Source organism: Chryseobacterium lactis (assembly GCF_003815875.1).
Classification (GTDB): domain Bacteria; phylum Bacteroidota; class Bacteroidia; order Flavobacteriales; family Weeksellaceae; genus Chryseobacterium; species Chryseobacterium lactis.
This window is the reverse complement of record NZ_CP033924.1, coordinates 3,930,514-3,955,849: the sequence shown is the minus strand read 5'-3', so window position 1 is coordinate 3,955,849 and position 25,336 is coordinate 3,930,514. Positions and strand designations below refer to the sequence as shown.

Below are 25,336 nucleotides of genomic sequence, written 5' to 3'. Positions count from 1 at the left end.
TTTGGCTGCTTTTGAAAATACTAACGGATTTAAAATCATTCAGCAATGGATGACCGATAAAGGTATATCCCCTTTTAAATTCCAGATCGATGCCTGGCGGAAATTTGAAAACGGCTACAGTGGAATGGTAGTCGCTCCTACTGGTTTTGGAAAAACCTTTTCTGTATTTCTGGCTTTGATTGCAGACTTTCTCAATCATCCGGAAAGGTATAAAAAAGGATTAAAAATGATCTGGATCACGCCACTCCGCTCTTTGTCGAAAGATATTGCAAAAGCGATGCAGGAAGCAATGGATGAAATCGGCCTGGATTGGACGGTCGGCGTCAGAAACGGAGATACCGATCCCAAAGTAAGACAACAACAGGTACGGAATATGCCCGAAATACTTGTCGTAACTCCGGAAAGTCTGCATCTTCTTTTAGCACAAAAGAATCATGAAACATTTTTTCGTGAGTTGAGATGTATAGCAGTAGATGAATGGCATGAACTGTTGGGTTCAAAACGAGGCGTTATGGTAGAACTGGGAATTTCGCAACTCAGAAAATATGTTCCCAAAATGAAAATCTGGGGAATTACCGCAACGATCGGCAATCTGGATGAGGCAATGGAAATCCTTATTCCTTATGATATTAAAAAAACAAAAATTACAGCCAAAGAACATAAGAAAATAGATATTATACCTGTTTTTCCCAATGAAATTGAAATTCTGCCATGGGCAGGACATCTGGGCCATAAACTGGCAGATAAAGTAGTCCCCATCATCCTCGACTCAAAGTCAACCATTGTTTTTACCAATACCCGGAGCCAAAGTGAAATGTGGTACCAGCTTCTATTGGAGGCTTATCCTGATTTTGCAGGACAAATTGCCATTCACCACAGCTCTATTGATGCTCATTTAAGGATATGGATTGAAGAAAACTTAAGCTCCGGAAAATTAAAAGCAGTAGTTTCTACCTCATCGCTGGATCTGGGAATAGATTTTAAACCTGTAGATACTGTCATTCAAATCGGTTCGGCAAAAGGGGTCGCCAGATTTCTGCAGCGGGCAGGACGTAGCGGGCACTCCCCTTTTGAAACTTCCAAAATTTATTGTGTTCCCACTCATTCACTCGAACTTATTGAAGTGGCTGCACTAAAAGAAGCGGTAAAACAAAAAGTTGTTGAGCCTCGGGAGCCGCAGGTCTTGTGTTTCGATGTGTTGGTTCAGTTTCTGATGACTCTTGCCGTTGGCAACGGTTTTTATCCTGATGAAGCCTACGAAAGAGTCAAAAAGGTCTATGCTTTCCAGGAAATCATGGATGAAGAATGGAAAAGCATTCTTGAATTTCTTACGATTGGTGGCAGTGTTTTAAAAAACTATGAAGAATTCCATAAAATTGTTATTATGGAAGATGGGCTTTACAAAGTCACTTCAAGGAAAATTGCCATGCTCCACCGGATGAACATGGGAGTTATTGTGAGTGATGCCATGCTCAAGGTAAAATTTATTTCCGGAGGCTACATCGGTATGATTGAGGAATATTTTATTTCCAGACTCAAAAAAGAAGATAAGTTTATTCTGGCTGGCCGCACGCTGGAAGTCGCGATGATTAAAGATATGACAGTGTATGTAAGAGCTGCCAAAGGAAAAGCACTTGTCCCCAGCTATCTCGGTGGAAGGCTACCGCTGAGTTCTGATCTGGGACATTTTCTGAGAGAAAAGCTGTCACATGCTTTAAATCCCAAAGCATCGGAAAAAGAATTGAAATTTCTGCATCCTTTATTAATCAATCAGCAAGAGAATTCCCATATTCCTCAAGAGAACGAATTTTTGGTGGAAATGATTAAAAACCGGGAAGGTTATCATCTTTTTATGTATCCTTTTGAAGGGCGTTTGGTACATGAAGTAATGGCTGCTTTAATTGCTTATCGCATCTCAAAACTAGCCCCTATTTCCTTTTCAATGGCTATGAATGATTATGGATTTGAACTTTTCAGTGATAAAGAAATTCCGCTTAATGAGGAGAACTTACAACAAATTTTAACCCGGGATGACCTTATGAAAGATGTTATTGCAAGTATCAATTCTGCAGAAATGGCAAGAAGGAAATTCAGGGACATTGCTGTTATTTCCGGAATGGTCATTCAAAACTATGCCGGTCAGCAGCGGTCTAATAAATCTTTACAGAGTTCGGCAGGTCTTATCTTTAAAGTATTGGAAGATTATGACCCCAATCATTTTCTGATTAAACAGGCTTATACCGAAGTTTTCAATATGCAGCTCCAGGAACAACGGCTCGTGGAAGCTTTTAAAAGAATTGAAAAATCTAAAATTATTTTGAAACACTCCCGCTCTTTTACTCCCTTAAGCTTTCCCATAAAAGTAGACAGCCTGCGACAAACGCTTTCCAGTGAAGGACTCGATGCCAGAATTAAAAGAATGCTCAAACTATCAGGTATCAGTGATAAAGATAATTGATGCTAAAAAATTACTTTTCTAGGCACTTTTAATCTCAGTTTATACTTCTATTTCAGACCTCACTTTTTCATGTTAAAATCCTTTGAAAAATATAATAATCGCCGTAACTTAGAGTATCTTCTTTGAAGAATAAAATACAAATACACAATGACAAAATTGTTCTTAGTCCGCCATGGACAGTCACTCTGGAATCTGGAAAACCGATTCACGGGATGGCAGAATATCGATATAACTGATGCTGGAATTGAAGAAGCCAAAAAAGCTGGAATTGCTTTAAAAGGGCAGAAAATAAATATTGCTTTTACCTCAGTCCTCATCAGAGCTCAACATACACTTACTATCATCCTTGACGAAATGGGAAAACCTGATATACCGGTTATCATGGATAAAGCTCTCAATGAAAGATCGTATGGGGATCTGGAAGGTCTTAACAAAGCGGAGACAGCATTAAAATACGGAGATGAGCAGGTTCATGCCTGGCGAAGATCTTATGATGTGGTACCTCCCGGTGGAGAAAGCCTTAAAGATACCTACAACAGAGTGATTCCTTATTTTGAAAAAGAAATCGTCCCCTTATTAAGGAAAGATGAAAATGTATTGATTGTTGCCCATGGAAACAGCCTCCGGGCATTAATTATGTATCTCGAAAATCTTTCTCCCGATGAAATTCTGGAAAGAGAAATCGCTACAGGAGTTCCGATTACATATATTTTCGACGAGCACTTTCATGTGAGCAGAAAAGAAAACTGACCATTATATCCGGGAAAATAGCTGATACAGATTATTATAAAATTTTTAACTTTCATCTTAAATATTCAACTCTCTGAACGTGTTTATAGCAACCAAAGATATCTCCATTCAAAACGAAACTTTTACTTTAACCAATCAACGTGCATTGTTCTGGCAAAAAGAAAAGGCATTGATTCTTTCTGATCTTCACATCGGAAAAACAGCCCATTTCCGAAAAAACGGTATTGCACTGGCCAATCATATTATGAAAAGTGATCTGGAAAGACTTTCTGCTTTGATTGAATATTTTGAGCCGGAAAAATTTATTGTGGTTGGCGATCTGCTTCATGCAGGTGATAATTCTGATGTTGATGAGTTCTGCAACTGGAGAAATCAGTATCCTCATGTACAATTTTATCTTATTGAAGGAAATCACGACCGGATTTCAGAACCTTTGGAAAAAAAGCTTTGTTTGAATTTTAAAGCGGTTTCATTGGATTTTGATTCATTTACTTTGATTCATGATTTTAATAAAAAATTACCCGGATTTCAGATTACAGGGCATATACACCCGGGAATTGTCCTGAATTCTGCCGTAAAAAGTATCAGACTTCCCTGCTTCGCTTTGACAGCAAATCAATTATTATTGCCGGCCTTCAGCGAATTTACAGGACTGGATACCAAAAATCTGCCTAAGAATAGTACATTTTTTGTGTTTACCGATGCTGAAATTTATGAGATTTAATTGAAGAGAAGGATTTTTGAAGGATATCATAATTATTAAACCTAACAGGTTTTAGAAACCTGTTAGGTTTATTTAAGTCTTATATTCTAATCAAGATGACAACAGAAATTTATCCGTTTTTATCATCCAGCCAAACTACTTTCTGCTCAGAAGAATGTTCTTTTCCAATGATATCACGATATAATTCAGGTCTTCTTGCTTTAATATATCGGTATCCTCCGGCCTGGGTAAGTTTATCAGGGGTTATCACAGCTGATTCAAAACTATTATCAAAAGAATGACATTCTGCAATGACATCTCCGAAAGGATCAATTATCATAGAACAACCATTTTTCAATTGATCATCATCCATGCCGATAGGATTTGAAAAAACAATATAAGCTGCGTTATCATAGGCTCTTGCAGGAAGCCATTTCATCAGCCAGTCTCTTCCTTTCATTCCATTAAATTCTAATCGTAACGAAGTGGGATCTGTTTCTCTGTTTTCCCAAAGCAAAGGATCAACAAAACCTGCGCCCGGCCTTGTAGAAGGCGTACACATCGTAACATGAGGCATAAAGATAATATCGGCTCCAAGAAGCTTGGTTGCTCTTACATTTTCAATAATATTGTTGTCATAGCAGATCAGAATACCACATTTCCATCCCATAATATCAAATACGCAATATTCATTACCTGGCGTAAGGTTCGGATTGATAAACGGGTGAAGTTTTCTGTATTTGGCTTTCAATCCTGTTTTATCAACACATACATAGGCCTTAAAGAGGTTATCATGTTCATCTTTTTCAAAAAGTCCTGCCAAAATGGTAATGTCATATTGTAATGCAATCTGTTGTAATTTTTGGATACTTTCTCCTTCTGGGATACGTTCAGCAATATCCAGTAACTGTTCTTTGGAAAGCTTACGGGCAAAAGTATATCCTGTAACGGAACATTCATGAAAAGCAATTACATGAGAGCCTTGAGAAGCAGCCTGTGCAGCCAGTTTTTCTATCACAGAAAGATTATAGGCCTTATCTCCACTTTTGTTTTCAAATTGTGCGGTTGAAATTTTAATATTCATTGTTTTTTTCAGCAAAACTACAGTACAGCCATCCTGAAAAATTGTACAAATCCGACATTTTGATCTATAACTCAATAAAATTAACTGCCATTTTATTTTCAGTCTTTACATATTGTTTTGGAGTAAGTCCTACATTATTTTTAAAATCTCTGATTAAATGAGATTGATCTGCATATCCTGCCAGATAGGAAGAAGTAGTCATACTTTCAACGTTTTTGTTTTTATTCAAAAGACTTAAAAAGTAATGCAAACGGATAATAGTACTGTACTTTTTAGGAGAAATGCCCATAAAACCCTGAAATTTCCGCTCTAAATGACGTTCAGAATAGCCTGTAAATTTCTCAAGCTCGTTCGATGAAATACTTCCTTTATTGTGAAGAATATACTGCTGTACAGCAATTATAAACTGATAATCTGTATTAAATTCTTTAGATAACAGTTTTGAAAAGTAGGTATTTAAATGATCAATAATAAGTAATGGATTAATACTATTGAAAAGCATTTCCTGAAAAGGTCGGAATTTATCAGCCAAAACATCTTCAACAGAAATAATCTGATTGTTAATTTCTTTAGCGGAAGCTTTCAGAAGAATATTTAAAAAATATGGTTGAAAAACCACAGCAATCAGAGAAAATCTCCCTTTTGAATAAAAGTCTTTGTAGCTGCTCAATGTTCCGTAAAAAAAAGAAAGAGGCATTTGATTCCCCAAAATATCAGCATACAAATTCATGTCACCGGACAAAATAAGCCCCGTACTCCCATCTGTAAACAACCTCATACTCCTGATATCCTTTTGGGTGTTTTCCAAAAAAAGATAGTGCCTGATGAAAGGTGAGAGATGTTTGGGAGGCGAAATTTGCATAGTTCAAATTTACATAAAAATTTAAGTACTGGAGATCGTAGTGGAAAAATGTAAACTTGAATGTTTTTAATAAAAAATTAAACATAGATACCACACTTTATTCCCTTTTGGTCGGGTATTTGAATGTTTTAATGAATATTATTAGGTTTTACAAGATATTGTAATTCCTAGTATATTTTTTAAAATCATCAAACAATCACTAAAATAATATAGTATGTCAACACAAAATCTTACCCATCTGGAAGCGATTAAAAAGATCCAGGAATTATCGGAGAAAGCGAGAATATGTATGTTTTGCACAGAGCTGGAAACTGTTCCTGTGAATAGCCGGCCGATGTCATTGCAGGAAACGGACGATAGTGGCAATCTCTGGTTTATAAGCAGTGGAACCAGCAATAAGAACTTTGAAATCAAGGAAGACCGCAGAGTACAGTTATTTTTTATGAATAATGGCGATGCTCAGTATCTTTCCGTCTACGGAACAGCCTCGGTGTACAAGGATAAAGCTACAATTGAAGAAAAATGGTCTCCTTTGGCCAAAGCATGGTTTGATGGAAAAGACGATCCAAATGTTACCATTATCCGTGTAGAACCTGTAGAAACCTATTACTGGGATACCAAAGCCGGAAAGCTGGTGAGTCTGTTCAACTTTGTAGCTTCTGCTATTACAGGTCATAAAACAGATAATTCAGACGGCGTTGAAGGCAATGCAACCATTTAAATAAATGAGACAATTCATTAACCTGTGCTCTAACTTATAAAAAGAGGTTGTATCAAAGATCAACAATTTGACTTTTGATACAACCTCTTTACAAGATTAAAATTATTATTTCCTAACATCTTCCAGAGATGCTCCAAAGTTAATATGAAGTACATTTCCACCTGGAGTTACCAGAGCAGGTACAGACTTCACTCCTGCACGCTCTGCTTCATTGATTTTACTTTTTTCATTCCCTAAATGGATAATTTCTACATTTTCTGAACCAATAAGGTTAACAATATCATGCTCTGCACTGATGCAAACGGGGCATCCGGCATGATAAAAAATTGATTTTTTCATAGTATACTAATTAACAAGTGTTTTCATTATTCTTTTTAATTCTTCAACCTCCTTTTCCTGAAGAGGTTTAAGCGGACTTCGTAAGTTTCCACCCTCTTCACCTAAAATATGAAGTCCGGCCTTGACTGCCCTTGGCAACCCCTTATTGACAATAAATTTCAGGAGGTCAAATTGCTGGTAGAAAGCCTCTTTTGCCTTCTCAAGATTTCCTTCCTCAACAGCATGATAGAGTCTGTTGTTAAGCTCCGGAATAAGATTAGGAGCAGCCGTACACCAACCTCTCGCCCCAGCTGAAAAAGCAGCCAGCGCCAAAGGATTGGAACCATTATAAAATGCTACTTCTTCTCCCAATTCTCTTCTCAGATAATGCATTCTCTGAACATCACCCGAACTTTCCTTAATCATTGTAACATTCGGAATCTCCAATAATCTCTTTAACAATGCCGGAGACATATCTACACCACTGGTCGCCGGATTGTTATAAGCCATAATCGGAATTGAAATTTTACTGGCAACAGCATCATAATGAGCAACAATTTCATCGTCAGTAAGCTTCCAGTAGCTCATAGGAATAATCATCACGGCATCAGCGCCTGCTTTTTCAGCAAACCGGGCATGATGAATCGTTTTTTCTGTAGTGAGATTAGAAACGCCTACCAGAGTTGGTATTCTGCCTTTTACCTGTTGTATCGTAGCCTCAGTAATCGCTTCCTTTTCATCATCAGACAGATAAGGCATTACGCCTGTACTTCCCAGAGGTGCAATTCCGTGACTGCCGGAAGTAATCAGTCTTTCGACCAGCTTTTTAAAAAGTGGAATATCTACTTTTTCATTTTCATCAAAAGGCGTAATGGGATAAGCGATAATCCCTTTAAACGGTACATCTTTCATGTTGATTTTTTTAATTAAAAATAATTTATACCTGATTTAAAGATCTCTGCCCTCTTCTTCTCTCAAAGCAACTCCTAAATTCTGTAGCTGAGGAGCATTTTCACAGGCAATATACTTGGCAGGTTCTGTATCGCTCAGGTTTTGGTGCTTATGCCATGCCCATGACGGAATGTAAACGGCATCTCCGGCCTCCCAATGTACTCTTTCATCCTCTACTTCCGTCCAGCCTTTTCCTTCGATGACGAATAAAACGGTTTCGTAGGTGTGGCGGTGTCTGTTCGTTTGCTGTCCTGGCAGTAGTCCACCAATAGTCATACTTACATTTTTGCTCGGAAGATCTACAAAGAAAACCGGATGTTTCCTTTCTGTTGAAAATTGATTGTGTTCACCTGCATTTTCTACATTCTTGTGAATTAAATGGCTTGGTTTTGCATACTTTGGTCTTGCAAACGTTTCGTGGAAATCTTTTGAACTGAACTCTTTTTTGTCCATGACTTTAAAATTTTATTGGTTTTGTGCTTTATTGCATGACAAAATTATTTTATATTTGGACTGTTTTAATGATTCAGTTTTTATATAAATAGATAGTCCAGATGCTTCGACCTTGGAAATTAGAATTTGAAATTGATAAAAAGCTTGACAAAGCAATTTATTTACAGATTGCAGATACCATTATTGCTGATATTCGTTCAGGCAGATTGAAACCCGGAGATGCGCTCCCCGGCAGCAGAAACCTGGCGACTATGCTTACAATTAACAGAAATACTGTTGTAGAAGCATATCAGGTTCTGATCAATGAAGAATGGGTGATTTCCAAAGAACGTAAAGGAATTTTTGTTTCTGATCAACTTCCTGCTCTTCATAAAAAAAGAACAAATCATACTAAGGACGCTCAGGATCAATCAATCCTTCCAAACAGTGCTTTAATTAATTTTGATGATGGTCATCCTGACAGTAAAATTGCTCCTGTAACGGAATTGGCCAGAGCATACCGGCAGATTTTCAGCATAAAAGCCAAATGGCAGATGATGGGTTATGCAGATGAACACGGTGATATTGAATTCAGGAAAATGATTTCCCGGATGTTGAATCATCAACGGGGAATGCAGATTCATGAAAATGAAATCTCCATTACAAGAGGAAGTCAGATGGGAATGTTTTTAACAGCTCAAAGTCTTTTGAGTTCAGGAGATTATATAATTGTGGAAGATCCGGGCTATCAACCGGCATGGCAGGCTTTTGAATATGCAGGCGCACAGCTTTTGCCTGTTCCGGTAGATCAGGACGGAATTAATGTTGAAGAAATTGAAAAGCTTTTGCATCAACATCAAAACATTAAAGCTATTTACATTACTCCTCACCGGCAATATCCTACCACAGTTACTTTAAGTTTGTCCAAAAGGTTAAGATTGATCGAACTGTGTAATCAACATCACATAACCATTATCGAAGATGATTACGACAATGAATTTCATTTTGGATACCGTCCTATTTTACCCATTTCAAGCTTTCCGGAGCTCAATAATTATGTGTATATAGGAACATTAAGCAAAGTAGTTGCACCAGCTCTTAGAATTGGCTATCTGGCAACTAAGAACCAGGAATTACTCAAAAAAATTGGAAGTCTGAGAAAGATTATCGATGTACATGGAGATGTAATTATGGAACAGGCAGTTTTGCAACTGATTAAAGAAGGTGCAGTAAAAAAACACATCAAAAAAGCAACAGTTCATTATAAAAACAAAAGAGACTTTGTATTTGAACTTTTAAAAAAGAATTTCAAAGATATTGCTGATTTTACTTTGCCTGAAGGTGGTCTCGCTTTTTGGATAGTTCCAAAAACCAGATTAGACTGGAATAAAGCCACAACTTTACTGCTTGAAAAAAATATTAAAATTATTCATCCCAGTCAGTACAGCCGGAATGAGGTTAATGGATTCAGACTTAGCTACGGAGCTCTTTCGGAAGAACAACTGGAACAAAGTATACCGATTATTGCTGAAGTCTTTTCGCGGCTTTGTTAATGTAAGTCCTCGCTAATTATGTATTTCTTCTCCTGCAAATTTTAGAAATGCTCGCAGATTTGGCAGATAATGCAGATTCTATTTCGTATTTAATCATTTATATATTTTTCACTCAATCATCTGCGAAATCAGCAAGATCTGCGAGAGATTTATTACCACTCCCACAGATCTTATAGTTAAATTTAAAAGTGCTCGCAGATTATGCTGATTTCGCAGATTTTACTTTACACAGGATGATTTGTAGGGTTTTACCAATAATCATCTGCGAAATCAGCAAGATCTGCGAGAGATTTATTACCACTCCCACAGATCTTATTTGTTTGTTGTAAAGTTACTCAACTTCAAAAACAGCCTGGATCTCCACCGAAGAATTCACAGGAATAGAAGATGCCCCAAACGTTGCTCTTGCGTGCTTTCCTTTGTCTCCAAAGACTTCAACAGTCAGATCAGAAGCAATATTCATCAGATCAGCATGTTCGGTATAATCATCTTTCGTATTGAAAATTCCCGTTAACTGTACGCATTGCTTAACTTTTCCCAGGTCGCCTCCCACAGCTTCTTTCAGGACAGATAAAACATTAAGCATCGTTACTTTTGTAGCGTCTTTTACCTGCTGTTCATTCACTTCAACGCCTAGTTTCCCCGGATTAAGTATTTTTCCATCTTTCAAAGCCACCTGATTGATGAATACAAGATTTCCAGAACGGACAAACGGTTTATAGTTACCGGCCGGCTTTGGAACCTGCGGAAGAACAATATTTTTTTGTTTTAAAATGTCATTAAAATTCTGTTGATTCTCAACCACAGGAATTCCCTTTTTAGAGTGGGTATCTTTTAAAGCAAACGCTACTTTTGCAAAATGCTGTCCCTGAAGCTCTGCCAGACGTCTTTCTCCTTTGGTAGGTCTTTCCACATCTTTTAAAGAAGCCATACTAGTTACTCCGAGAACTGTGTTTCCTTGTGGAATCGATTTATTAAGTTCTTCTGTCCCTCTTATCCCGTTAGAAACCAATACCATTCCGTGTACGGCAAGGCTGTTCCAGAAGGCCTGAAGTGCCAGTTCTTTTCCGGCTCCGCTTCCTGCAGACATGAAAACCGTTGCAGGAACTCCCTCCAATCCATGGTTCGTCCAAAGCTGAACGGTTTTTGATAAAAATTCGCTCATTCCGGTGCTGATATTTCCGCAATAAACAGGTGACCCAAAGGCTATCCCGTCATAAGACGTAAGCTCGTCTACCGTAGCTACAGGCAGATCTTTGAGAGCAGGATTTTGAGATGCTTTAACCAGCTTGATATAGGAATTAGCATTGTTTTCACTTTCAATTCCTTTAGCAATTTCCTTGGCCAGTTCGTAGGTTCCACCATTGTCTGAATGGATAAGAACCAATATTTTAGCTTTATTTTGTGCCATGATGTTGGTGGTATTTAACAGTAAAAATAAAATAAAAAAAGAACATAGTTTTTTCATTCTGAATAAGATATAAGTTGATATTTTTTGTTTAATGTATGATAAAAAAGCAATGAATGAAATTATCTATTACATTGATGTTACAAAATTAGTATTGTCGTTTTTATTAAATTTGCCAAAAAATATATACAAAACGACAATATGAAATGTGGCCTGACTGAAGAAAAGCAGAACCTGTTTGTAGACACGATTGAAAAAGAAGCTTACGTATGGCGTGAAAACAACTGGAAACATGACGATTACGAGCATGTACATCAACGTGCTCAACTCACTTTTGTGGAAGACGGTTATCAGTACTTTCATATTGACCAGAGAATTTATCTGGTTCCTCAGCATCATGTGATCTGGATTCCTTCCGGAAAAGCGCATAAAATAACGTCAGAAGCAAAAACGGTAAACCTGATGCTTTTTTTATTCAAATCGGTTTTTGAAGATGATTTTTACCGGAATGTTCACGTTTTTTCGGTTCCTCCTGTTCTCAAAGAAATGTTGCTGTATGCTTCAAAGTGGAATAAATCCCTCATTGAGAATGAAGAACAGGATATTTTTTTCAAAGCGATTTTGAAAAGTCTTCCCAATTTCTGCAAAGAAAGCAACAGACTGGAAATCCCCGTCCCCGCAGACACCAGATTGATTCCCGTTTGCCAGGATATCAATTCTAATTTTAAATATAATCTGGACATTGATTCCTTAGCCGAAAAGGCACAAATGTCTGTGAGAAGTCTACAGAGAACGTTCAAAAATGAAACGGGAATTACCCTGCAAAAATATCATCAATTGACCAGAATTCTAAAAAGTATTGAGCTGATAGATGCTCAACAATATACTTTAAGTGAAGTAGCTTATAAAGTGGGCTATCAAAGTCTTTCAGCATTTACTTCATCCTATTTTACGGTCATGAAAACCAAGCCAAGATTAAATAAGAATCAAGCTGTTTCATGATAAATAGTGATGCTAATTTCCTCTGTTTTTATTTTAAAATTAAAAACCTGTTCAACTCACTTTTAAAGCATCCTAAAATAAATTCCGTGTAATATAGCTGAGCATTGAGGGCTTGTGTTTTGGGATGCAATTCCAGCTTTTTAGTAAGGATAATTTCGCCTTTGTATGAAAATGAGAAATAGGCAAAAATTTTATATCCGGAATTTCGGATCGGAGTACAGTATCCTGTAGTTGCGATGGACCAATCAGATTCATACAACTTGGCCACCTTTAATGCCATTGTTTCTGCGATATCTGAGGAGACACAATCATATTCTTCAGCTTCCAGTCTATTAACCTTTAGCAATCTCACTTTTTCCGGTAAGGTATAGGTCGTCATTCCGCCTTTGTAAAATAAAGAAGCATTCGGCATTTGCGAAAAGGCCAGCTGTAAGCATCCTGATGTAACGCTTTCGGCCATTGAAATAGTTTCGCCGGTGGTCATCAGTGATTGACTTATATATTCGAGAAGATTTTTTTGAAATTCCATAACTTTAAATTTAAAATCAATTAATATAAAACTGAAAATCAGAACGATAGTCTGATTGAAAAGCTGCTGAATAAACATAAACAGCAGCTTTTATATTGGTGGTGTAAAGGATATTTTGTTTTTGTGACTAAGTGTTTCTCTCCGTTTCAAGATCCCAGACTCTGTGCTTTTCTATAGCACTGATAAATTTATCCCCTGGAGTGGCATCTTCCCATGTAATGATCGCTGGATCATCATGTTTTTTGGTGGCAACATTACTGTTGTGATACAGATCTTCTGTATCGGTACCAAAGTAAATAGCTTTACAATGTTTATAGGCCTCATTAATAAAATGCAGCACAAGATGCCTGTTTTCAGGAACCATCAGTTCTTTCACAGCTTGTTTCCCGGAACCTATAAAAAGGGCATCAAAACATACGCTGGCTGTACTTGTAAGTGAATGTTTTGGGGTAAGCTCCGATCCGTCATCGGCTTTTACTTTAGCAAGACTTGGCGCAATTAATTCAACTTTTGCTCCATTTTGCTCAATTGTCTTTTTCAGCTGATTGATAGCTTTGGCATCACATCCGTTAGCTATGATAAACCCTATCTTTCGGCTTTTAATTGTATTCTTAACTGTATTTTGCATACTGAGTGTATCAGAAGCCTTGGTTTTAGGCTCTTTCTCTTCACTTTGAAGTTCTGCCTTATTGCTGTCTGCAGGGAGACTCTGATTAGGCCATTTCAGCTTTTTAACTTGAACTCCCAGTTTCTCGGCTACCTTCGATGCCAGAGAATTATTGATGAAGGCCAGCTGTCCTACTACCCTTTCTCTTACTTCAGGAATGGTCACTTTTGACAATTCAAAAACCAATGCGTTCTGAAGATGTTGTTTTTCAGGATTAGATTGGCTGTTGTAGAATAATTTAGCCTGAGAATAATGATCTACAAAGCTTTTACTTCTTTCTCTGATCTTTGCGCCGGAGACCCTTTCCTGATGAGAAGTAAAACCGCCTTCAGACATCATTGCCTGGAAAGGGCATCCACCCCCTGTTGAATTGGGATCATAGCTGCTTTTACCTTTTACAATCTGCTGCCTCATATGACCGTCCCGCTGATTATTATGAACGGTATTAACAGACCTGTTAATAGGAATTTCATGAAAATTCGGGGATCCTAATCTTGATAATTGAGTATCTGTGTAAGAAAACAATCTTCCCTGTAACAATGGATCATTGGAAAAATCAATCCCTGGAACAATATGTCCAGGATGAAAGGCCACCTGCTCTGTTTCTGCAAAAAAGTTATCAGGATTTCTGGTCAAGGTTAATGTTCCTACAATTTCTACGGGAACTTCATCTTCGGGAACCAATTTTGTAGGATCCAGGAGATCAAAATCGAATTGATGCTCATCTTCTTCAGGAATCAGCTGTACTCCGAAATCCCACTCGGGATAATCTCCGTTTTCAATAGCTTCCCAAAGGTCTCTTTTATGAAAATCGGAATCCACACCTGAAATAGCCTGCGCTTCGTTCCAGGCTACGGAATGTACTCCTAATTTAGGCTTAAAGTGGAATTTCACAAAATGTGCCTTTCCTTCTTCATTAATGAATTTATAAGAATGTACTCCAAATCCCTCCATCATCCTCAAACTTCGTGGAATAGCCCTGTCGCTCATCAGCCACATAATCATATGCATACTTTCAGGCATCAGTGAGATAAAATCCCAGAAGGTATCGTGTGCAGAAGCAGCCTGCGGTATTTCGTTATCCGGTTCAGGTTTTACAGCATGCACAAGATCCGGGAATTTCATGGCATCCTGAATAAAAAATACAGGCATATTATTACCAACCAGGTCATAATTACCTTCTTCCGTATAAAATTTTATAGCAAAACCTCGTACATCCCTTGCAAGATCGGTGCTTCCCTTACTTCCGGCAACGGTTGAAAATCTTACAAAAACAGGAGTTTCTTTATCCACTTGTGTTAGAAATCCGGCTTTTGTATATTCTGCAAGGTTTTTATGGAGTTTAAAAATGCCGTGCGCGCCGGAACCACGTGCATGGACAACTCTTTCAGGGATTCGTTCATGATCAAAATGCGTAATTTTTTCCCTAAGAATAAAATCTTCCAGTAATGAAGGCCCCCTTTCACCGGCTTTTAAGGAATCTTGATTATTATTAATCTTTAGTCCCTGATTCGTAGTTAATTTTTCATTGTCATTAGAAGTGGTGTGCAATTTCAGTTGATCAGCCTTTTCATTGTTTTGTTTGTTAGTTTTCATAATTTCTATTCTTTTAGTGGTTGGTGTATTGTAAAGCAATTAATAAGGCGTTTTAATAAACAAATTATTCAGTTTTACCGTTTTCCAGAACATGGAGTATTCTTGTAATATATTCTTCTTCTTTCAGTACTTTGTAATAAGCTGTTTTCGCATATAAAGTGAAAGAAGGTGATTCAAACCGTATTTCAGTATCCATTTCACTGATTTCTTTGGTATTATTGGTGTGAAAATCCCTGATATGAAGGATATATTCATTCATATAGGTATCAATCACTTTCTTGAGGATTTCACATTTTGCATTGTTTTTGATCTTTTCCAGAGATTTAATCAGGAAAGCAGTAACTCCGTAAGAGTTAATAATAACCGGAAATAAAGATTCATTCTCCAGCATATTATTTTTACCGCTCAATGCTGAATGTTGCAAAGTTTCATTTTCAAATATCATATATTAAAGGTTATTAGTTAGCAGATGCTTTTAAGTACTGTTCAAAATAATGGAGATCGTCCTTATCCTTGATAGAAAGGTGAAACATGATCTGTTCCGGCTTTTTTGACCCAATACTATTAAAACAGTCGAAATGAGCAATAAGTGCCTGAATGTTGTCAATATCAATATCTTTCAGGATAATGAATAATAAAAAGATATTTTCTTTTATTTCTTTGGCGTAAATCGCCGCTCCGTTTTCAAACCATTTACCATCATTTGCAACTTTTATAAAGTCCTTATGCTTCAGGGTTCTTATTATTTTTTGACAGTCCATATATTTTGATTTCAAGATTAAATAAGCCCTACAGAACAAGCTATTAGGGTTTATTGTAAGGAGAGTTTAGCCTTCTTATTCTACAGCCTATTCCGATTATATAGTTATGATCTGAAGTTTTTATCTGATATTTCAGAACGAGTTTCTTTTTAGTACATAAGAAACATTACTGATAATTAAGAAGTTAAAGATATGTTTAAATAAATCACTTTTTTATGATCTGAGTCATGTTAACAACCGGTAACTCCACTATTTCTATATGAAGTCCTGATTTCAAAAATTCCGCCGATAATTTTTTTCACAAAAGACAAAACCCGTCTACTATGAAGTAAAACGGGTTTTAAAATTTATTATGGGTACAATTGGTGTTTTTTATCTTTTCATTTTTAAATAATTTGAGATGATCCTTGATTACTTATTTCGCAAATTTCTTTGTTCCTACAACGCACAAAATAACACCGACAGTAACGCCTAGCATGCCCATGCTTACCTGTTCATGAAGAAGATAAGCAGCAAGCGCCAACCCAAAGAAAGGCTGTAATAGCTGAAGTTGTCCTACAGAAGTAATTCCGCCTTGCGCTAATCCTTTATACCAGAAAATAAATCCGATAAACATGCTAAAAAGTGAAATATATCCTAACCCGAACCACCCTTTAAAGCTTACGGTTTCGAGGTTGATTGGAAAATAAATAAAAAATAGGGGCAACATAATTGGTAAAGAGATCACAAGAGCCCATGAAATAACCTGCCATCCGCCAAGTGTTTTTGAAAGTTTCGCTCCTTCAGCATAGCCAAGTCCGCATAAAATAACAGCCAAAAGCATCAGAACGTCACCGATTGGCGAAGCCGAAATACCTTGAGAATAAGCGTAACCAATGACCAAAAGACTTCCAATCACAGAAAAGAACCAAAATACAGGATGCGGTCTTTCTCCTCCACGAAGGACTCCGAAAATAGCAGTAGCTAAAGGGAGCATTCCCAAAAATACAATGGAATGTGCGGAAGTAAGATACTGCAATGCTAATGATGACAGCAACGGAAATCCTATAACACAGCCAATCGCCACCAACACCAATGAAAAGAGCTGGTTTTTGACAGGACGCTTCTCTTTATAAATTAGTAAAACCGATAGCGCCAGTATTCCGGCAATAACGGCCCTTGCAATCGTTACAAAGATGGGATCCATTTCCATGACCGCCAATTTGGTGGCCGGCATTGAACCGCTAAAGAGCAAAACCCCTATAAATCCATTGATCCATCCGCTAACTGCCTGATCTTTTGAAATTGTATTTGTCATCATTTTTTAAAGTTTTAATTCTATGGAGCAAAATTAGAAAGGATAAATAGATAAACACAGTATCAGTTTTGTATATTTGCATGAGCACAGTTTAAAAAAATGAGTAAAGAATTTTTATACACAGATATTGCGGGAGGTATTGCCTCTCAGATCAGAAACGGAGTTTTAAAGGCCGGAGATAAACTTCCGTCCGTAAGGATGCTATGTCAGGAACATCAGGTCAGTATGAACACGGCCAAACGTGTTTTTCTGGAACTTGAATCCCTTTCTTTAGTTGAATCAAAGCCGCAATCCGGCTATTTTGTAAGTCAGTTATTGTCTGCAAAACTTCCGCTGCCTGAAGTGAGCCGCCCCTCACTCATGGCCAATAATGATGAGCCCAATGAGCTGATCAGTAAAGTGTATGAAAATATGGGCCGAAATGACCTTACCTTTTTTTCGATCGGAATACCGTCCGGCGACCTTTTGCCACAGGCAAAATTGAAAAAAGAAATTGTACATGCCATCCGCGAATTGAAAGAAGGCGGAACGGAATATGAAGAACTTCAGGGCAATCTTAAATTAAGAAGAATGATCGCAGTACGTTCCTTACAATGGGGCGGAAACCTGAATGAAAATGATCTCGTAACCACCAACGGAGGAATGAATGCGCTGTCATTCTGTCTGATGGCTTTAGGAAAACCGGGCGACACCATTGCTATTGAAAGCCCTTGTTATCCTGGGATTTTGCAGCTGGCCAACGGATTAGGATTAAAAGTACTGGAAATTCCGACCCACCCTACTACCGGAATAGAAATTGAAGATCTGAAAAAGGTAATTCCTAAAATAGACCTGTGTCTGTTAATTCCAAACTTTAACTCTCCTTTGGGAAGCTGTATGCCTGATGAAAACAAAAAAGAGATTGTAAAAATTTTATCAGAAAATAATATCCCTTTGATTGAAGATGATGTGTATGGGGATCTTTACTTTGGGTCTTCACGTCCGAAATGCTGTAAATCGTATGACAAAGACGGAAGTGTATTATATTGCAGCTCGATATCAAAAACTTTGGCTCCGGGCTATCGTGTAGGATGGATTGCTCCCGGGAAATATAAAGACAAGATTATGAAATTAAAACTCCTTCACTCAACTTCCTCAATTTCGATTGTGAATGAAGCCGTAGCCAATTTCCTGAAGTCAGGAAGATATGAGAAACATCTTCATCAACTCCGTAAAACATTACAAAGCAATTATCAAAATTACGTGCAAACCATTGCAGAATCTTTTCCGGAAGGAACGAAAATAAGTCGTCCGCAAGGAGGACTATCACTGTGGATAGAGTTTGATAAAAAAATCCGCACTACTGAGCTGTATGATCTGGCAATCAAACAAAATATCAGTATTGCTCCCGGAAGGATGTTTACCCTCCAGGAGCAGTTTGAAAATTGTATGAGGCTTTGTATTGGTCTTCCATGGACGGAAAATATCCAGACAAAACTCAGACAAATTGGTAATCTTGCTAAAAAGATTTGATTATTATTTGTTATCCGGAACGAAATTTTTCCTTGCTAGCTCCTTTCTTACACGGCTTAAACTCTCAGGAGTAATGCCCAGGTAAGAAGCTATCATCCATTGCGGAACTCTCAGCAATAAATCCGGATACATTTTAATGAACTTCATGTATCTTTCCTCTGCCGTCTCACCCAACAAGGAATTGATCCTGTTCTGAAGGCTTCGGATGTGTTTCTGAAGCAAGAAGTCACTGCGTTCAATACTGTTCGGAAACTGTTCTACTAATTTATTGAAGAAGTCCGGATGTAGAAACAGAATTTCAGAGTCTTCCACCGCTTCTATATAATAAATAGATTTTTCGTTAAAATAAAGACTGCTCCGGTCGGAAATCAGCCAGCTTTCAGGGGCAAACTGTATAATGTGTTCTTTTCCGTTTTTATCAATGGAATACATCTTTAAAAGCCCTTTCTCAACAAAGAATATATGCCGGCATATTTCTCCATACTGAAGAAGAAACTGATTTTTAGGAATTTTCTTTACTTCATAATGCAGGCTGCAGGTATTCACACTTTGAAGCGGAACATTTAAAACTTTAGCTAAATAATTATTAATATTCTTCATTATACTATCTGGCTTAAAGTAATATCCTCGTGCGAAGCACTGTTAACGGCCTTTCCGTTCTCGATGACAATCAACTGCGGGCTTTCATGTCTTACTTCCAGATCTGCCGCAATTTTACTTGAAAGAGGTCTGTATGCCAATAAATCAAGGAAGTATAAATTTACCTCCGGATGTAAGTTTTCAACTTCTTTTTCAAAATTTCTCAGCACAGTTTTGCTGATGAAACAACTTGTTGAATGCTTAAATATAGCTATTTTATGGTGGTAAGAATTCTCAATGGCTTTGGCCAGATCTTCTTCAGATTCTATCTTTTTCCAGAAAGATTTTTGATCAGGGGCATCGCTCTTTCCGCCGAATATTTTTTCAAAAAAACTCATACATTAAATTGTTTTAAATGATGATCAAGATGTTTATACTCTAAAAACTCCCAGTCTTTTTCAGTCATAGTTCCGAATAATCTGTGATGATCCGGCAGCGTTTTATTTTGACAGGCTGCCCGGAATTCCTCCAGCGTCTTCAGCAGATTGGTTTTTGATTCATCAAAATCACACTCAAAATTAACGATTAGTTTTTGAAAAGTAGGCATGTTTCTGGGAATTCCGTTATTGAAAACATACATTTCTACTTTGGTGATCACTCCTATCGTTTTAAAAACAGGATTAATGGGTGGAAGTTCTATTTTTTTTAATGCCACCTGAAGTACAAGATCACAATGCCTTAGCATTTGACTTACATCCATTTGACCCCACTTTTTTGGAGAGTCTTTGGTAAGTTTGGAAATTCTGTTTGTAATTTCCTGAAAATAGATCGGATTTTTAAAACTCTTTTTTACCAACCCTTTTCTTTCTTCAGATTCTCAATATGGGCAAAATGGTGATTACAATGCCAGGCGTATAAAGCAAGACTGTTTCTGAGATCGTAATTCCTGTTGTGCTCCGGATGATGAAATGTTCTTTCAAATTGTTTATTGGTAAGGCTCTTGAGAAGCGTTACCCATCTTTGATGTGTCCCTTTCAACATTCTCATCGCCGGTTTCACAGGCATATGAAAACTATCCTGAAGCTCAGCCCACTTGGCTTCATCATAAGGTTTAATGGTTGGATTATCTTCTGTAAGTGCCAGTTTAAAACGAATAAAACTATTCATATGGCTGTCCGATAGATGATTGACAAGCTGTCTGACCGTCCATCCTCCTTCCCGATAAGGAGTATCCAGCTGATCATCCGTAAAATGTTCAATGAGATTTTTTAATCTGCCGGGAAAATCTTTAATGACCTTAATATAGGTATCTAAGGTAGTATCACAGATATTTTCGGGAGCCTCAAATTGTCCTATCGGAAATTTCTTGTTCTCTAAATCACTCATTGTTCAGGTTTTAATTTTTAAATATTACTAATTTGTCCTCTAATTCAACTTTGAAAGAGTTTTTCAAAATTAGGTTTGTAAATTTATCAAAATTAACCAAATATGAATGTGAAAAAAGCGTTAATTATACAACTGCCATTCAAAATAAAAAAGCTTCAATCCTATAGAATCGAAGCTTTCTTTATTTTAATTATTGTTTAATAACCATGCAGATCAATACCTTCTGTTCTTTGTAAGGCTACTTTTCTACCCATTTTCTTTTGAATCACTCTGAAATGCTGTAATTCATCATCCGTTAAAATACTAATGGCAGTTCCTTTTTCGTTGGCACGACCTGTTCTTCCGATACGATGAATATAATCTAAAGGTGAACGTGGCAGTTCGTAATTGATGACACAAGGTAAAGACTCAATATGAATTCCCCGGCCAATTAAGTCTGTAGCCACCAAAATCTGAGCTCCATCTACTTTAAATTCCTCTAAATTATTTCTACGGGCACCCTGTGACTTCTGACTGTGGATAGCCACTGCTTTAATTTTATTCTTTTTAAGTTTTTCAACCAGATTATCTGCAGATCTTGTAGATGAAACAAAAACCAACGCTTTTTCAACTTTCTTTTCCTTAATTAAATACCGTAAAAAAGGTCCTTTATTTTCCGGAGAAACATGATACGCCAACTGCTCGATATTATCAATTTCAACTTCTTCTTTTTTAATTTCGATAATGGTAGGATTGATGGATAAACGCTCCTTCATTTCAGAAACTTTATCATTTAAAGTCGCTGAGAATAAAATGGTTTGTTTTACAACCGGCATAAGCGCAAAAAGCTTATTCATTTCTTCACCAAAGCCTAACTGAAACATCTTATCTGCTTCATCAATAACCAAATGCTTAATTCCTGAAATACTCAATGCATTATGATCAATTAAGTCTAATAAACGCCCCGGGGTTGCAATAAGAACTTCCACTCCAAACATTCCTTTCATTTGTGGATTGATGGAAACACCGCCATAAACTGCCATTGTACGAACTTCACGCTTTAAATTCTCTGTAAAAGCCCTGAAAACCTCATCAATCTGAATCGCTAATTCACGTGTCGGAACCAATATTAAAACCTCTACATTACGATCTTTTTTAACTTCTGCATTCTGCAATTTTTCTAAAATCGGCATCACAAAACAAGCCGTCTTTCCGGAACCCGTCTGCGCAATTCCCATCAGATCTTTTCCTTGCAAAATAACAGGAACAGCCTGCTCCTGAATTGGGAACGGTTTTAAATACCCCAATTTATTAACAGATCGAATAATATTGTGTGATAATCCTAAAGATTCAAATGACATAAAATACTTATTTCCTGCAAAGATACGCTTTTGAGATGTAAAAGACCGGAAGTCGTTATATCAGTAAAAGCAACTTTTCAGCTTCATGCTTCGCTACTCCATCCTTTTAACTTTTTATTGCCGATTTGTCCGATAATTTTATTTTGGACAAATTTTTGTGGATTAGTTTTGTAAATTTATCAAAAATTCGAGAATTGAAAATATGAAAAAAGCGTTAATAATAGTCGATGTACAGAATGATTTTTGTGAAGGAGGAGCACTTGCCGTTCCGGGATCTAATGAAATCATCCCTTATATTAATCTCCTGATGGAAGAAAATGAATATGACCAAATCGTTTTAACACAAGACTGGCACCCGGTGGGACACAAAAGCTTCGCAAGCAGTAATGGCAGAAATGTTGGCGAAAGCATTATTTTAAATGGAGTTCCTCAGTTTATGTGGCCGGATCATTGTATTCAGGGTACTTTTGGGGCAGAGTTTCACAAAGACTTAAACCGGGATAAAGTAACTCATGTTATTCAAAAAGGAAAAAATCTTGAAATCGACAGCTACAGTGGCTTCCAGGATAATAATCACTTTATGAAAACCGGCCTGGATGATTTCTTGAAATATCACGATATTCAATTGGTGGAAATAGCGGGATTAGCAATGGATTATTGTGTAAAGTTTACCGCACAAGATGCTGTATCCAACGGATATATCACCTGTCTTCATTTCAACGGAACCCGTGCTGTAAATGTAAAACCGGACAATGGTAGGGACGCAATCTATGAAATGATTGAAAAAGGGGTAACGGTACTGGGATAAAAAATATAAATGATAAATGACCTTTGATAATCGATGAGAGGAACACCTGCCATCAAATTATCATTTTTTATTTAAAATATAAATTAAAGCGCGGATTTTTCTGCGCTTTTCTTTTTTAACAGATCTGTAATTAACTTTTCAAACTTAAAAAAACAAAAGACGCTGAAATAAATCAACGCCTTTATATTCTTTACTTAAAATCAGCTTTTGAAAGAATGAAATAAATTACTAACCCGAACCTAAAAGTTCATTATTTGCAATTTTTCATTCGTTATTTTAAAGCATTTTAAGATTGTTAACTTCCAGTTCTGTAAGGATTCTCCAGTGTCCTCTCTTGATGTTCTTCTTCGTTAATCCGGCAAACATTACTCGGTCTAAAGAGTCTACTTCGTATCCTAATCTTTGGAATATTCTTCTGATCACACGGTTCCATCCGATATGAATTTCAATTCCGATCTCATTCTTAGGTTTTCCTTCGATATATGAAATCTGATCCACAACCGCTACTCCTTCATCAAGACGAATACCTTCTGCTATAAGACGTAAATCTTCAGCGGTAAGCTTCTTATCCAGCGTTACATGATAAATCTTTTTAGCATCAAAAGATGGATGCGTAAGCTTTTTCGTCATGTGTCCGTCATTGGTTAACAAAATAACCCCTGTCGTTGAACGATCAAGTCTTCCAACCGGGAAAAGTCTGTATGGAGAAGCATTTGCTACAAGATCCATTACCGTTTTTCTGGCTTTGTCATCTTTCGTTGTAGAAATATATCCTTTAGGCTTGTTCAAAAGTACATAAACAGGCTTTTCAGGAGTGATACTTTGTCCGTCAAATACAACTCTGTCCGTCTTCTGTACCTGATATCCCATTTCATTCACTACTTTTCCGTTTACCTCTACCAATCCCTGAGTAATAAGCTCATCGGCTTCTCTTCTGCTGCAGATTCCGGAATTAGCGATATACTTATTAAGACGGATGCTGTCCTTATGAACATCTTTTTCAATTTTGTTCAACCTTCTTTTCTGTACAAAAGATCTTGTCTTATCCTCATTTCTGTCTTCTCCGTTAGAAGGTCTTCTTCCGTATTTCAGACTGCCTCTTTCGTACTTATCTCTTGTATCGAAACTTTTTCCGCCTCTTTTAGGTTTTCCAAAAGATTTTTTCTCATAACTCTCACTTTTATTCGTGATATAAGCCCTGCTTTCAGATTTTGAACCGGCATCTTCATTCGAATGATCGAAAGAGTCGGTATTTTTTTTGAAAGGTTTCTTCTCAAATTTTGAGTTGGATGCTTTATGTTCTGGGCCTTTTTTCGCTCCGTCTCTAGAAAACGATTTGGTAAAAGGCTTTGATCCTGAAGAATTTCCAGATCTGGAAGCACGAGAATCATCAGAACTTTTCTTGCTTGAAATTCTTGGTCTCTTTGATCTGTCTGAATTATTATTATCTCTGCTCATTCTAAAAATTTTTGCAAAGATAGTAATTTAGTTACGAGTTAAAAATTAAGAATCATAACTTTGCAATATAGTTTACATTTTAACTTTACATACAATAGAAGATGATAACAATATTAAACGATAATTTTTCTCAGTTAAACAGCTTTCTTCATGACAAAACGTTCAGTAAGATTTTTATCCTTGTAGATGAAAATACACATGAATATTGTCTTCCCACTCTGCTGGCCAATATGGAAACAGATCTTGGGTTTGAAATTCTGGAAATTGAACCTGGCGAAGAAATGAAAAATATTCAAACCGCCAACCAACTTTGGGAAATACTTACCGAAATGCAGGCAGACAGAAAAGCGCTGGTTATCAACCTTGGCGGTGGCGTGATTACAGATATGGGCGGTTTTGTAGCATCTACTTATAAAAGAGGAATACAATTTATCAATATCCCTACTACCCTTTTATCGATGTGTGATGCTTCTATTGGTGGGAAAACAGGAATTGATCTGATGCACTATAAAAATATGGTTGGGACTTTTGCATTTCCTGAGCAGATTTTTATATATCCAAAGTTTTTAGGAACATTACCATTTAAAGAACTCAGAAGTGGATTTGCAGAAATGCTGAAACACGGATTGATTGCAGACAAAGCACATTGGAATCAGCTGATCCAGATTCACAAGCTCGATGTTGAAGCAGTGGTTCCTCATATCCAGACTTCCATGAATATTAAGCAGGATGTTGTAGAAAAGGATTTTCATGAAAGCAATATCAGAAAAACACTGAATTTCGGACATACAATAGGACATGCTGTCGAAAGCCTGTGCCTGCAGCAGGGAAACCCTATCCTTCATGGAGAAGCCGTTGCTATGGGAATGATTTCTGAAGCACATCTGGCTTATCTGGAAGGTCTTATTTCAGAAGAGGATTCTAAAATAGTGATTGAAAATGTTCAGCGTTACTATCCTTATCTTGATATCAGCGACTTTAAGGACGAAGACATCGCCGCACTCCTTTTAAATGATAAAAAGAATATTGACAGTAAAATCAATTTTTCTCTGTTATCAGGAATCGGTACATGCATCTATGATCATCAATGCACTCAGAAAAATATTCTTGCATCAATACATTTTTACAGAAAATTGAATGATGCATAATCAGGCTTTAAGA

At 37.0% G+C, this 25,336-nt stretch carries 26 protein-coding genes; 9 read left to right on the top strand and 17 right to left on the bottom strand.

Annotated features, from left to right (window positions below; all coding sequences use genetic code 11):
- The first annotated feature begins 1 nt into the window (after nt 1).
- The 3 genes from EG342_RS17565 to pdeM all read left to right on the top strand — a co-directional run bounded on the left by EG342_RS17565 (nt 2) and on the right by pdeM (nt 3,932).
- Nucleotides 2–2,458 (top strand): ligase-associated DNA damage response DEXH box helicase, encoded by a 2,457-nt coding sequence (locus tag EG342_RS17565; RefSeq protein ID WP_103292507.1) that lies wholly within the window; start codon nt 2–4, stop codon nt 2,456–2,458.
- A gap of 147 nt (nt 2,459–2,605) precedes the next feature.
- Nucleotides 2,606–3,208, top strand: coding sequence for a 2,3-bisphosphoglycerate-dependent phosphoglycerate mutase (locus EG342_RS17560; RefSeq protein ID WP_103292508.1), 603 nt, complete (start codon nt 2,606–2,608; stop codon nt 3,206–3,208).
- A gap of 79 nt (nt 3,209–3,287) precedes the next feature.
- Complete coding sequence (pdeM, locus tag EG342_RS17555; RefSeq protein ID WP_164465200.1) at nt 3,288–3,932, top strand: ligase-associated DNA damage response endonuclease PdeM; 645 nt, start codon at nt 3,288–3,290, stop codon at nt 3,930–3,932.
- A 109-nt stretch (nt 3,933–4,041) separates the two neighbouring features.
- Here pdeM and EG342_RS17550 read toward each other — a convergent pair whose 3' ends face one another.
- Together EG342_RS17550 and EG342_RS17545 are read right to left on the bottom strand one after the other, a co-directional pair.
- Complete coding sequence (locus EG342_RS17550; protein ID WP_103292510.1) at nt 4,042–4,995, bottom strand: nitrilase family protein; 954 nt, start codon at nt 4,993–4,995, stop codon at nt 4,042–4,044.
- A 64-nt stretch (nt 4,996–5,059) separates the two neighbouring features.
- Nucleotides 5,060–5,857, bottom strand: a complete 798-nt coding sequence (locus tag EG342_RS17545; RefSeq protein WP_103292511.1) for an AraC family transcriptional regulator — start codon at nt 5,855–5,857, stop codon at nt 5,060–5,062.
- A 214-nt stretch (nt 5,858–6,071) separates the two neighbouring features.
- Between EG342_RS17545 and EG342_RS17540 the strand changes: the two genes are divergently transcribed.
- Nucleotides 6,072–6,578, top strand: coding sequence for a pyridoxamine 5'-phosphate oxidase family protein (locus tag EG342_RS17540; protein WP_103292512.1), 507 nt, complete (start codon nt 6,072–6,074; stop codon nt 6,576–6,578).
- A gap of 105 nt (nt 6,579–6,683) precedes the next feature.
- On the opposite strand, the gene EG342_RS17535 is transcribed toward EG342_RS17540, so the two are convergent.
- Genes EG342_RS17535 through EG342_RS17525 form a run of 3 tightly spaced genes read right to left on the bottom strand, consistent with a single transcriptional unit; the run spans nt 6,684 to nt 8,300 of the window.
- Nucleotides 6,684–6,917, bottom strand: coding sequence for a thioredoxin family protein (locus EG342_RS17535; RefSeq protein WP_103292513.1), 234 nt, complete (start codon nt 6,915–6,917; stop codon nt 6,684–6,686).
- A gap of 6 nt (nt 6,918–6,923) precedes the next feature.
- Nucleotides 6,924–7,808 carry a dihydrodipicolinate synthase family protein gene (locus EG342_RS17530; RefSeq protein ID WP_103292514.1) on the bottom strand — a complete coding sequence of 295 codons (885 nt, stop codon included), beginning with the start codon at nt 7,806–7,808 and terminating at the stop codon, nt 6,924–6,926.
- A 36-nt stretch (nt 7,809–7,844) separates the two neighbouring features.
- Nucleotides 7,845–8,300, bottom strand: coding sequence for a cupin domain-containing protein (locus EG342_RS17525; protein ID WP_103292515.1), 456 nt, complete (start codon nt 8,298–8,300; stop codon nt 7,845–7,847).
- Between the two features lie 101 nt (nt 8,301–8,401).
- Here EG342_RS17525 and pdxR point away from each other — a divergent pair, with 101 nt between their 5' ends.
- On the top strand, nt 8,402–9,832 hold the full coding sequence (gene pdxR, locus EG342_RS17520) for a MocR-like pyridoxine biosynthesis transcription factor PdxR (protein WP_103292516.1): 1,431 nt from the start codon (nt 8,402–8,404) through the stop codon (nt 9,830–9,832).
- 331 nt (nt 9,833–10,163) lie between these two features.
- On the opposite strand, the gene EG342_RS17515 is transcribed toward pdxR, so the two are convergent.
- Entirely contained in the window at nt 10,164–11,243 is a 1,080-nt protein-coding gene (locus EG342_RS17515; protein WP_394338008.1) for an Atu1372/SO_1960 family protein, read from the bottom strand.
- Between the two features lie 198 nt (nt 11,244–11,441).
- On the opposite strand from EG342_RS17515, the gene EG342_RS17510 reads away from it, so the two are divergent.
- Nucleotides 11,442–12,242, top strand: coding sequence for an AraC family transcriptional regulator (locus tag EG342_RS17510; RefSeq protein ID WP_213083887.1), 801 nt, complete (start codon nt 11,442–11,444; stop codon nt 12,240–12,242).
- A gap of 28 nt (nt 12,243–12,270) precedes the next feature.
- Here the strand turns inward: EG342_RS17510 and EG342_RS17505 are convergent, their stop codons facing one another.
- The 5 genes from EG342_RS17505 to EG342_RS17485 all read right to left on the bottom strand — a co-directional run bounded on the left by EG342_RS17505 (nt 12,271) and on the right by EG342_RS17485 (nt 17,095).
- Nucleotides 12,271–12,771, bottom strand: coding sequence for a CinA family protein (locus EG342_RS17505; protein WP_103292673.1), 501 nt, complete (start codon nt 12,769–12,771; stop codon nt 12,271–12,273).
- Nucleotides 12,772–12,898: 127 nt separating this feature from the next.
- The gene (locus tag EG342_RS17500) at nt 12,899–15,034 is read right to left on the bottom strand and encodes a catalase (RefSeq protein ID WP_103292519.1); all 2,136 of its coding nucleotides are present in this window, start codon (nt 15,032–15,034) and stop codon (nt 12,899–12,901) included.
- A 64-nt stretch (nt 15,035–15,098) separates the two neighbouring features.
- Nucleotides 15,099–15,479, bottom strand: a complete 381-nt coding sequence (locus EG342_RS17495; protein ID WP_103292520.1) for a hypothetical protein — start codon at nt 15,477–15,479, stop codon at nt 15,099–15,101.
- A 13-nt stretch (nt 15,480–15,492) separates the two neighbouring features.
- A complete protein-coding gene (locus tag EG342_RS17490; protein ID WP_103292521.1) occupies nt 15,493–15,795 on the bottom strand; it encodes a hypothetical protein in 303 nt (100 codons plus the stop codon).
- 415 nt (nt 15,796–16,210) lie between these two features.
- Complete coding sequence (locus EG342_RS17485) at nt 16,211–17,095, bottom strand: DMT family transporter (RefSeq protein ID WP_103292522.1); 885 nt, start codon at nt 17,093–17,095, stop codon at nt 16,211–16,213.
- Between the two features lie 96 nt (nt 17,096–17,191).
- Between EG342_RS17485 and EG342_RS17480 the strand changes: the two genes are divergently transcribed.
- Entirely contained in the window at nt 17,192–18,604 is a 1,413-nt protein-coding gene (locus tag EG342_RS17480) for an aminotransferase-like domain-containing protein (protein WP_103292523.1), read from the top strand.
- A 3-nt stretch (nt 18,605–18,607) separates the two neighbouring features.
- On the opposite strand, the gene EG342_RS17475 is transcribed toward EG342_RS17480, so the two are convergent.
- From EG342_RS17475 to EG342_RS17455, 5 genes are all read right to left on the bottom strand, one after another.
- Nucleotides 18,608–19,204 (bottom strand): Crp/Fnr family transcriptional regulator, encoded by a 597-nt coding sequence (locus EG342_RS17475; protein ID WP_103292524.1) that lies wholly within the window; start codon nt 19,202–19,204, stop codon nt 18,608–18,610.
- On the bottom strand, nt 19,204–19,581 hold the full coding sequence (gene ytxJ / locus EG342_RS17470) for a bacillithiol system redox-active protein YtxJ (protein WP_103292525.1): 378 nt from the start codon (nt 19,579–19,581) through the stop codon (nt 19,204–19,206). The genes EG342_RS17475 and ytxJ overlap by 1 nt, the downstream gene beginning before the upstream one ends.
- Entirely contained in the window at nt 19,578–20,039 is a 462-nt protein-coding gene (locus EG342_RS17465; RefSeq protein WP_246008649.1) for a DUF1569 domain-containing protein, read from the bottom strand. The genes ytxJ and EG342_RS17465 overlap by 4 nt, the downstream gene beginning before the upstream one ends.
- The gene (locus tag EG342_RS17460) at nt 20,033–20,569 is read right to left on the bottom strand and encodes a YfiT family bacillithiol transferase (RefSeq protein WP_103292526.1); all 537 of its coding nucleotides are present in this window, start codon (nt 20,567–20,569) and stop codon (nt 20,033–20,035) included. The genes EG342_RS17465 and EG342_RS17460 overlap by 7 nt, the downstream gene beginning before the upstream one ends.
- A 197-nt stretch (nt 20,570–20,766) precedes the next feature.
- The gene (locus EG342_RS17455; protein WP_103292527.1) at nt 20,767–21,909 is read right to left on the bottom strand and encodes a DEAD/DEAH box helicase; all 1,143 of its coding nucleotides are present in this window, start codon (nt 21,907–21,909) and stop codon (nt 20,767–20,769) included.
- A 202-nt stretch (nt 21,910–22,111) separates the two neighbouring features.
- Between EG342_RS17455 and pncA the strand changes: the two genes are divergently transcribed.
- Nucleotides 22,112–22,717 carry a bifunctional nicotinamidase/pyrazinamidase gene (gene pncA, locus EG342_RS17450; protein WP_103292528.1) on the top strand — a complete coding sequence of 202 codons (606 nt, stop codon included), beginning with the start codon at nt 22,112–22,114 and terminating at the stop codon, nt 22,715–22,717.
- 276 nt (nt 22,718–22,993) lie between these two features.
- Here pncA and EG342_RS17445 read toward each other — a convergent pair whose 3' ends face one another.
- Nucleotides 22,994–24,175, bottom strand: a complete 1,182-nt coding sequence (locus tag EG342_RS17445; protein ID WP_103292529.1) for a pseudouridine synthase — start codon at nt 24,173–24,175, stop codon at nt 22,994–22,996.
- A gap of 101 nt (nt 24,176–24,276) precedes the next feature.
- Here EG342_RS17445 and aroB point away from each other — a divergent pair, with 101 nt between their 5' ends.
- Nucleotides 24,277–25,323, top strand: a complete 1,047-nt coding sequence (gene aroB / locus EG342_RS17440) for a 3-dehydroquinate synthase (RefSeq protein ID WP_103292530.1) — start codon at nt 24,277–24,279, stop codon at nt 25,321–25,323.
- Nucleotides 25,324–25,336: the final 13 nt, after the last annotated feature.

Coding starts and splice junctions, on each gene's coding strand:
- EG342_RS17560 (WP_103292508.1), top strand. CDS start 2,606: ATGACAAAATTGTTCTTAGTCCGCCATGGACAGTCACTCTGGAATCTG.
- EG342_RS17550 (WP_103292510.1), bottom strand. CDS start 4,995: ATGAATATTAAAATTTCAACCGCACAATTTGAAAACAAAAGTGGAGAT.
- EG342_RS17545 (WP_103292511.1), bottom strand. CDS start 5,857: ATGCAAATTTCGCCTCCCAAACATCTCTCACCTTTCATCAGGCACTAT.
- EG342_RS17540 (WP_103292512.1), top strand. CDS start 6,072: ATGTCAACACAAAATCTTACCCATCTGGAAGCGATTAAAAAGATCCAG.
- EG342_RS17535 (WP_103292513.1), bottom strand. CDS start 6,917: ATGAAAAAATCAATTTTTTATCATGCCGGATGCCCCGTTTGCATCAGT.
- EG342_RS17530 (WP_103292514.1), bottom strand. CDS start 7,808: ATGAAAGATGTACCGTTTAAAGGGATTATCGCTTATCCCATTACGCCT.
- EG342_RS17525 (WP_103292515.1), bottom strand. CDS start 8,300: ATGGACAAAAAAGAGTTCAGTTCAAAAGATTTCCACGAAACGTTTGCA.
- pdxR (WP_103292516.1), top strand. CDS start 8,402: ATGCTTCGACCTTGGAAATTAGAATTTGAAATTGATAAAAAGCTTGAC.
- EG342_RS17515 (WP_394338008.1), bottom strand. CDS start 11,243: ATGGCACAAAATAAAGCTAAAATATTGGTTCTTATCCATTCAGACAAT.
- EG342_RS17510 (WP_213083887.1), top strand. CDS start 11,442: ATGAAATGTGGCCTGACTGAAGAAAAGCAGAACCTGTTTGTAGACACG.
- EG342_RS17505 (WP_103292673.1), bottom strand. CDS start 12,771: ATGGAATTTCAAAAAAATCTTCTCGAATATATAAGTCAATCACTGATG.
- EG342_RS17500 (WP_103292519.1), bottom strand. CDS start 15,034: ATGAAAACTAACAAACAAAACAATGAAAAGGCTGATCAACTGAAATTG.
- EG342_RS17495 (WP_103292520.1), bottom strand. CDS start 15,479: ATGATATTTGAAAATGAAACTTTGCAACATTCAGCATTGAGCGGTAAA.
- EG342_RS17490 (WP_103292521.1), bottom strand. CDS start 15,795: ATGGACTGTCAAAAAATAATAAGAACCCTGAAGCATAAGGACTTTATA.
- EG342_RS17485 (WP_103292522.1), bottom strand. CDS start 17,095: ATGATGACAAATACAATTTCAAAAGATCAGGCAGTTAGCGGATGGATC.
- EG342_RS17480 (WP_103292523.1), top strand. CDS start 17,192: ATGAGTAAAGAATTTTTATACACAGATATTGCGGGAGGTATTGCCTCT.
- EG342_RS17475 (WP_103292524.1), bottom strand. CDS start 19,204: ATGAAGAATATTAATAATTATTTAGCTAAAGTTTTAAATGTTCCGCTT.
- ytxJ (WP_103292525.1), bottom strand. CDS start 19,581: ATGAGTTTTTTTGAAAAAATATTCGGCGGAAAGAGCGATGCCCCTGAT.
- EG342_RS17460 (WP_103292526.1), bottom strand. CDS start 20,569: ATGAGTGATTTAGAGAACAAGAAATTTCCGATAGGACAATTTGAGGCT.
- EG342_RS17455 (WP_103292527.1), bottom strand. CDS start 21,909: ATGTCATTTGAATCTTTAGGATTATCACACAATATTATTCGATCTGTT.
- pncA (WP_103292528.1), top strand. CDS start 22,112: ATGAAAAAAGCGTTAATAATAGTCGATGTACAGAATGATTTTTGTGAA.
- EG342_RS17445 (WP_103292529.1), bottom strand. CDS start 24,175: ATGAGCAGAGATAATAATAATTCAGACAGATCAAAGAGACCAAGAATT.
- aroB (WP_103292530.1), top strand. CDS start 24,277: ATGATAACAATATTAAACGATAATTTTTCTCAGTTAAACAGCTTTCTT.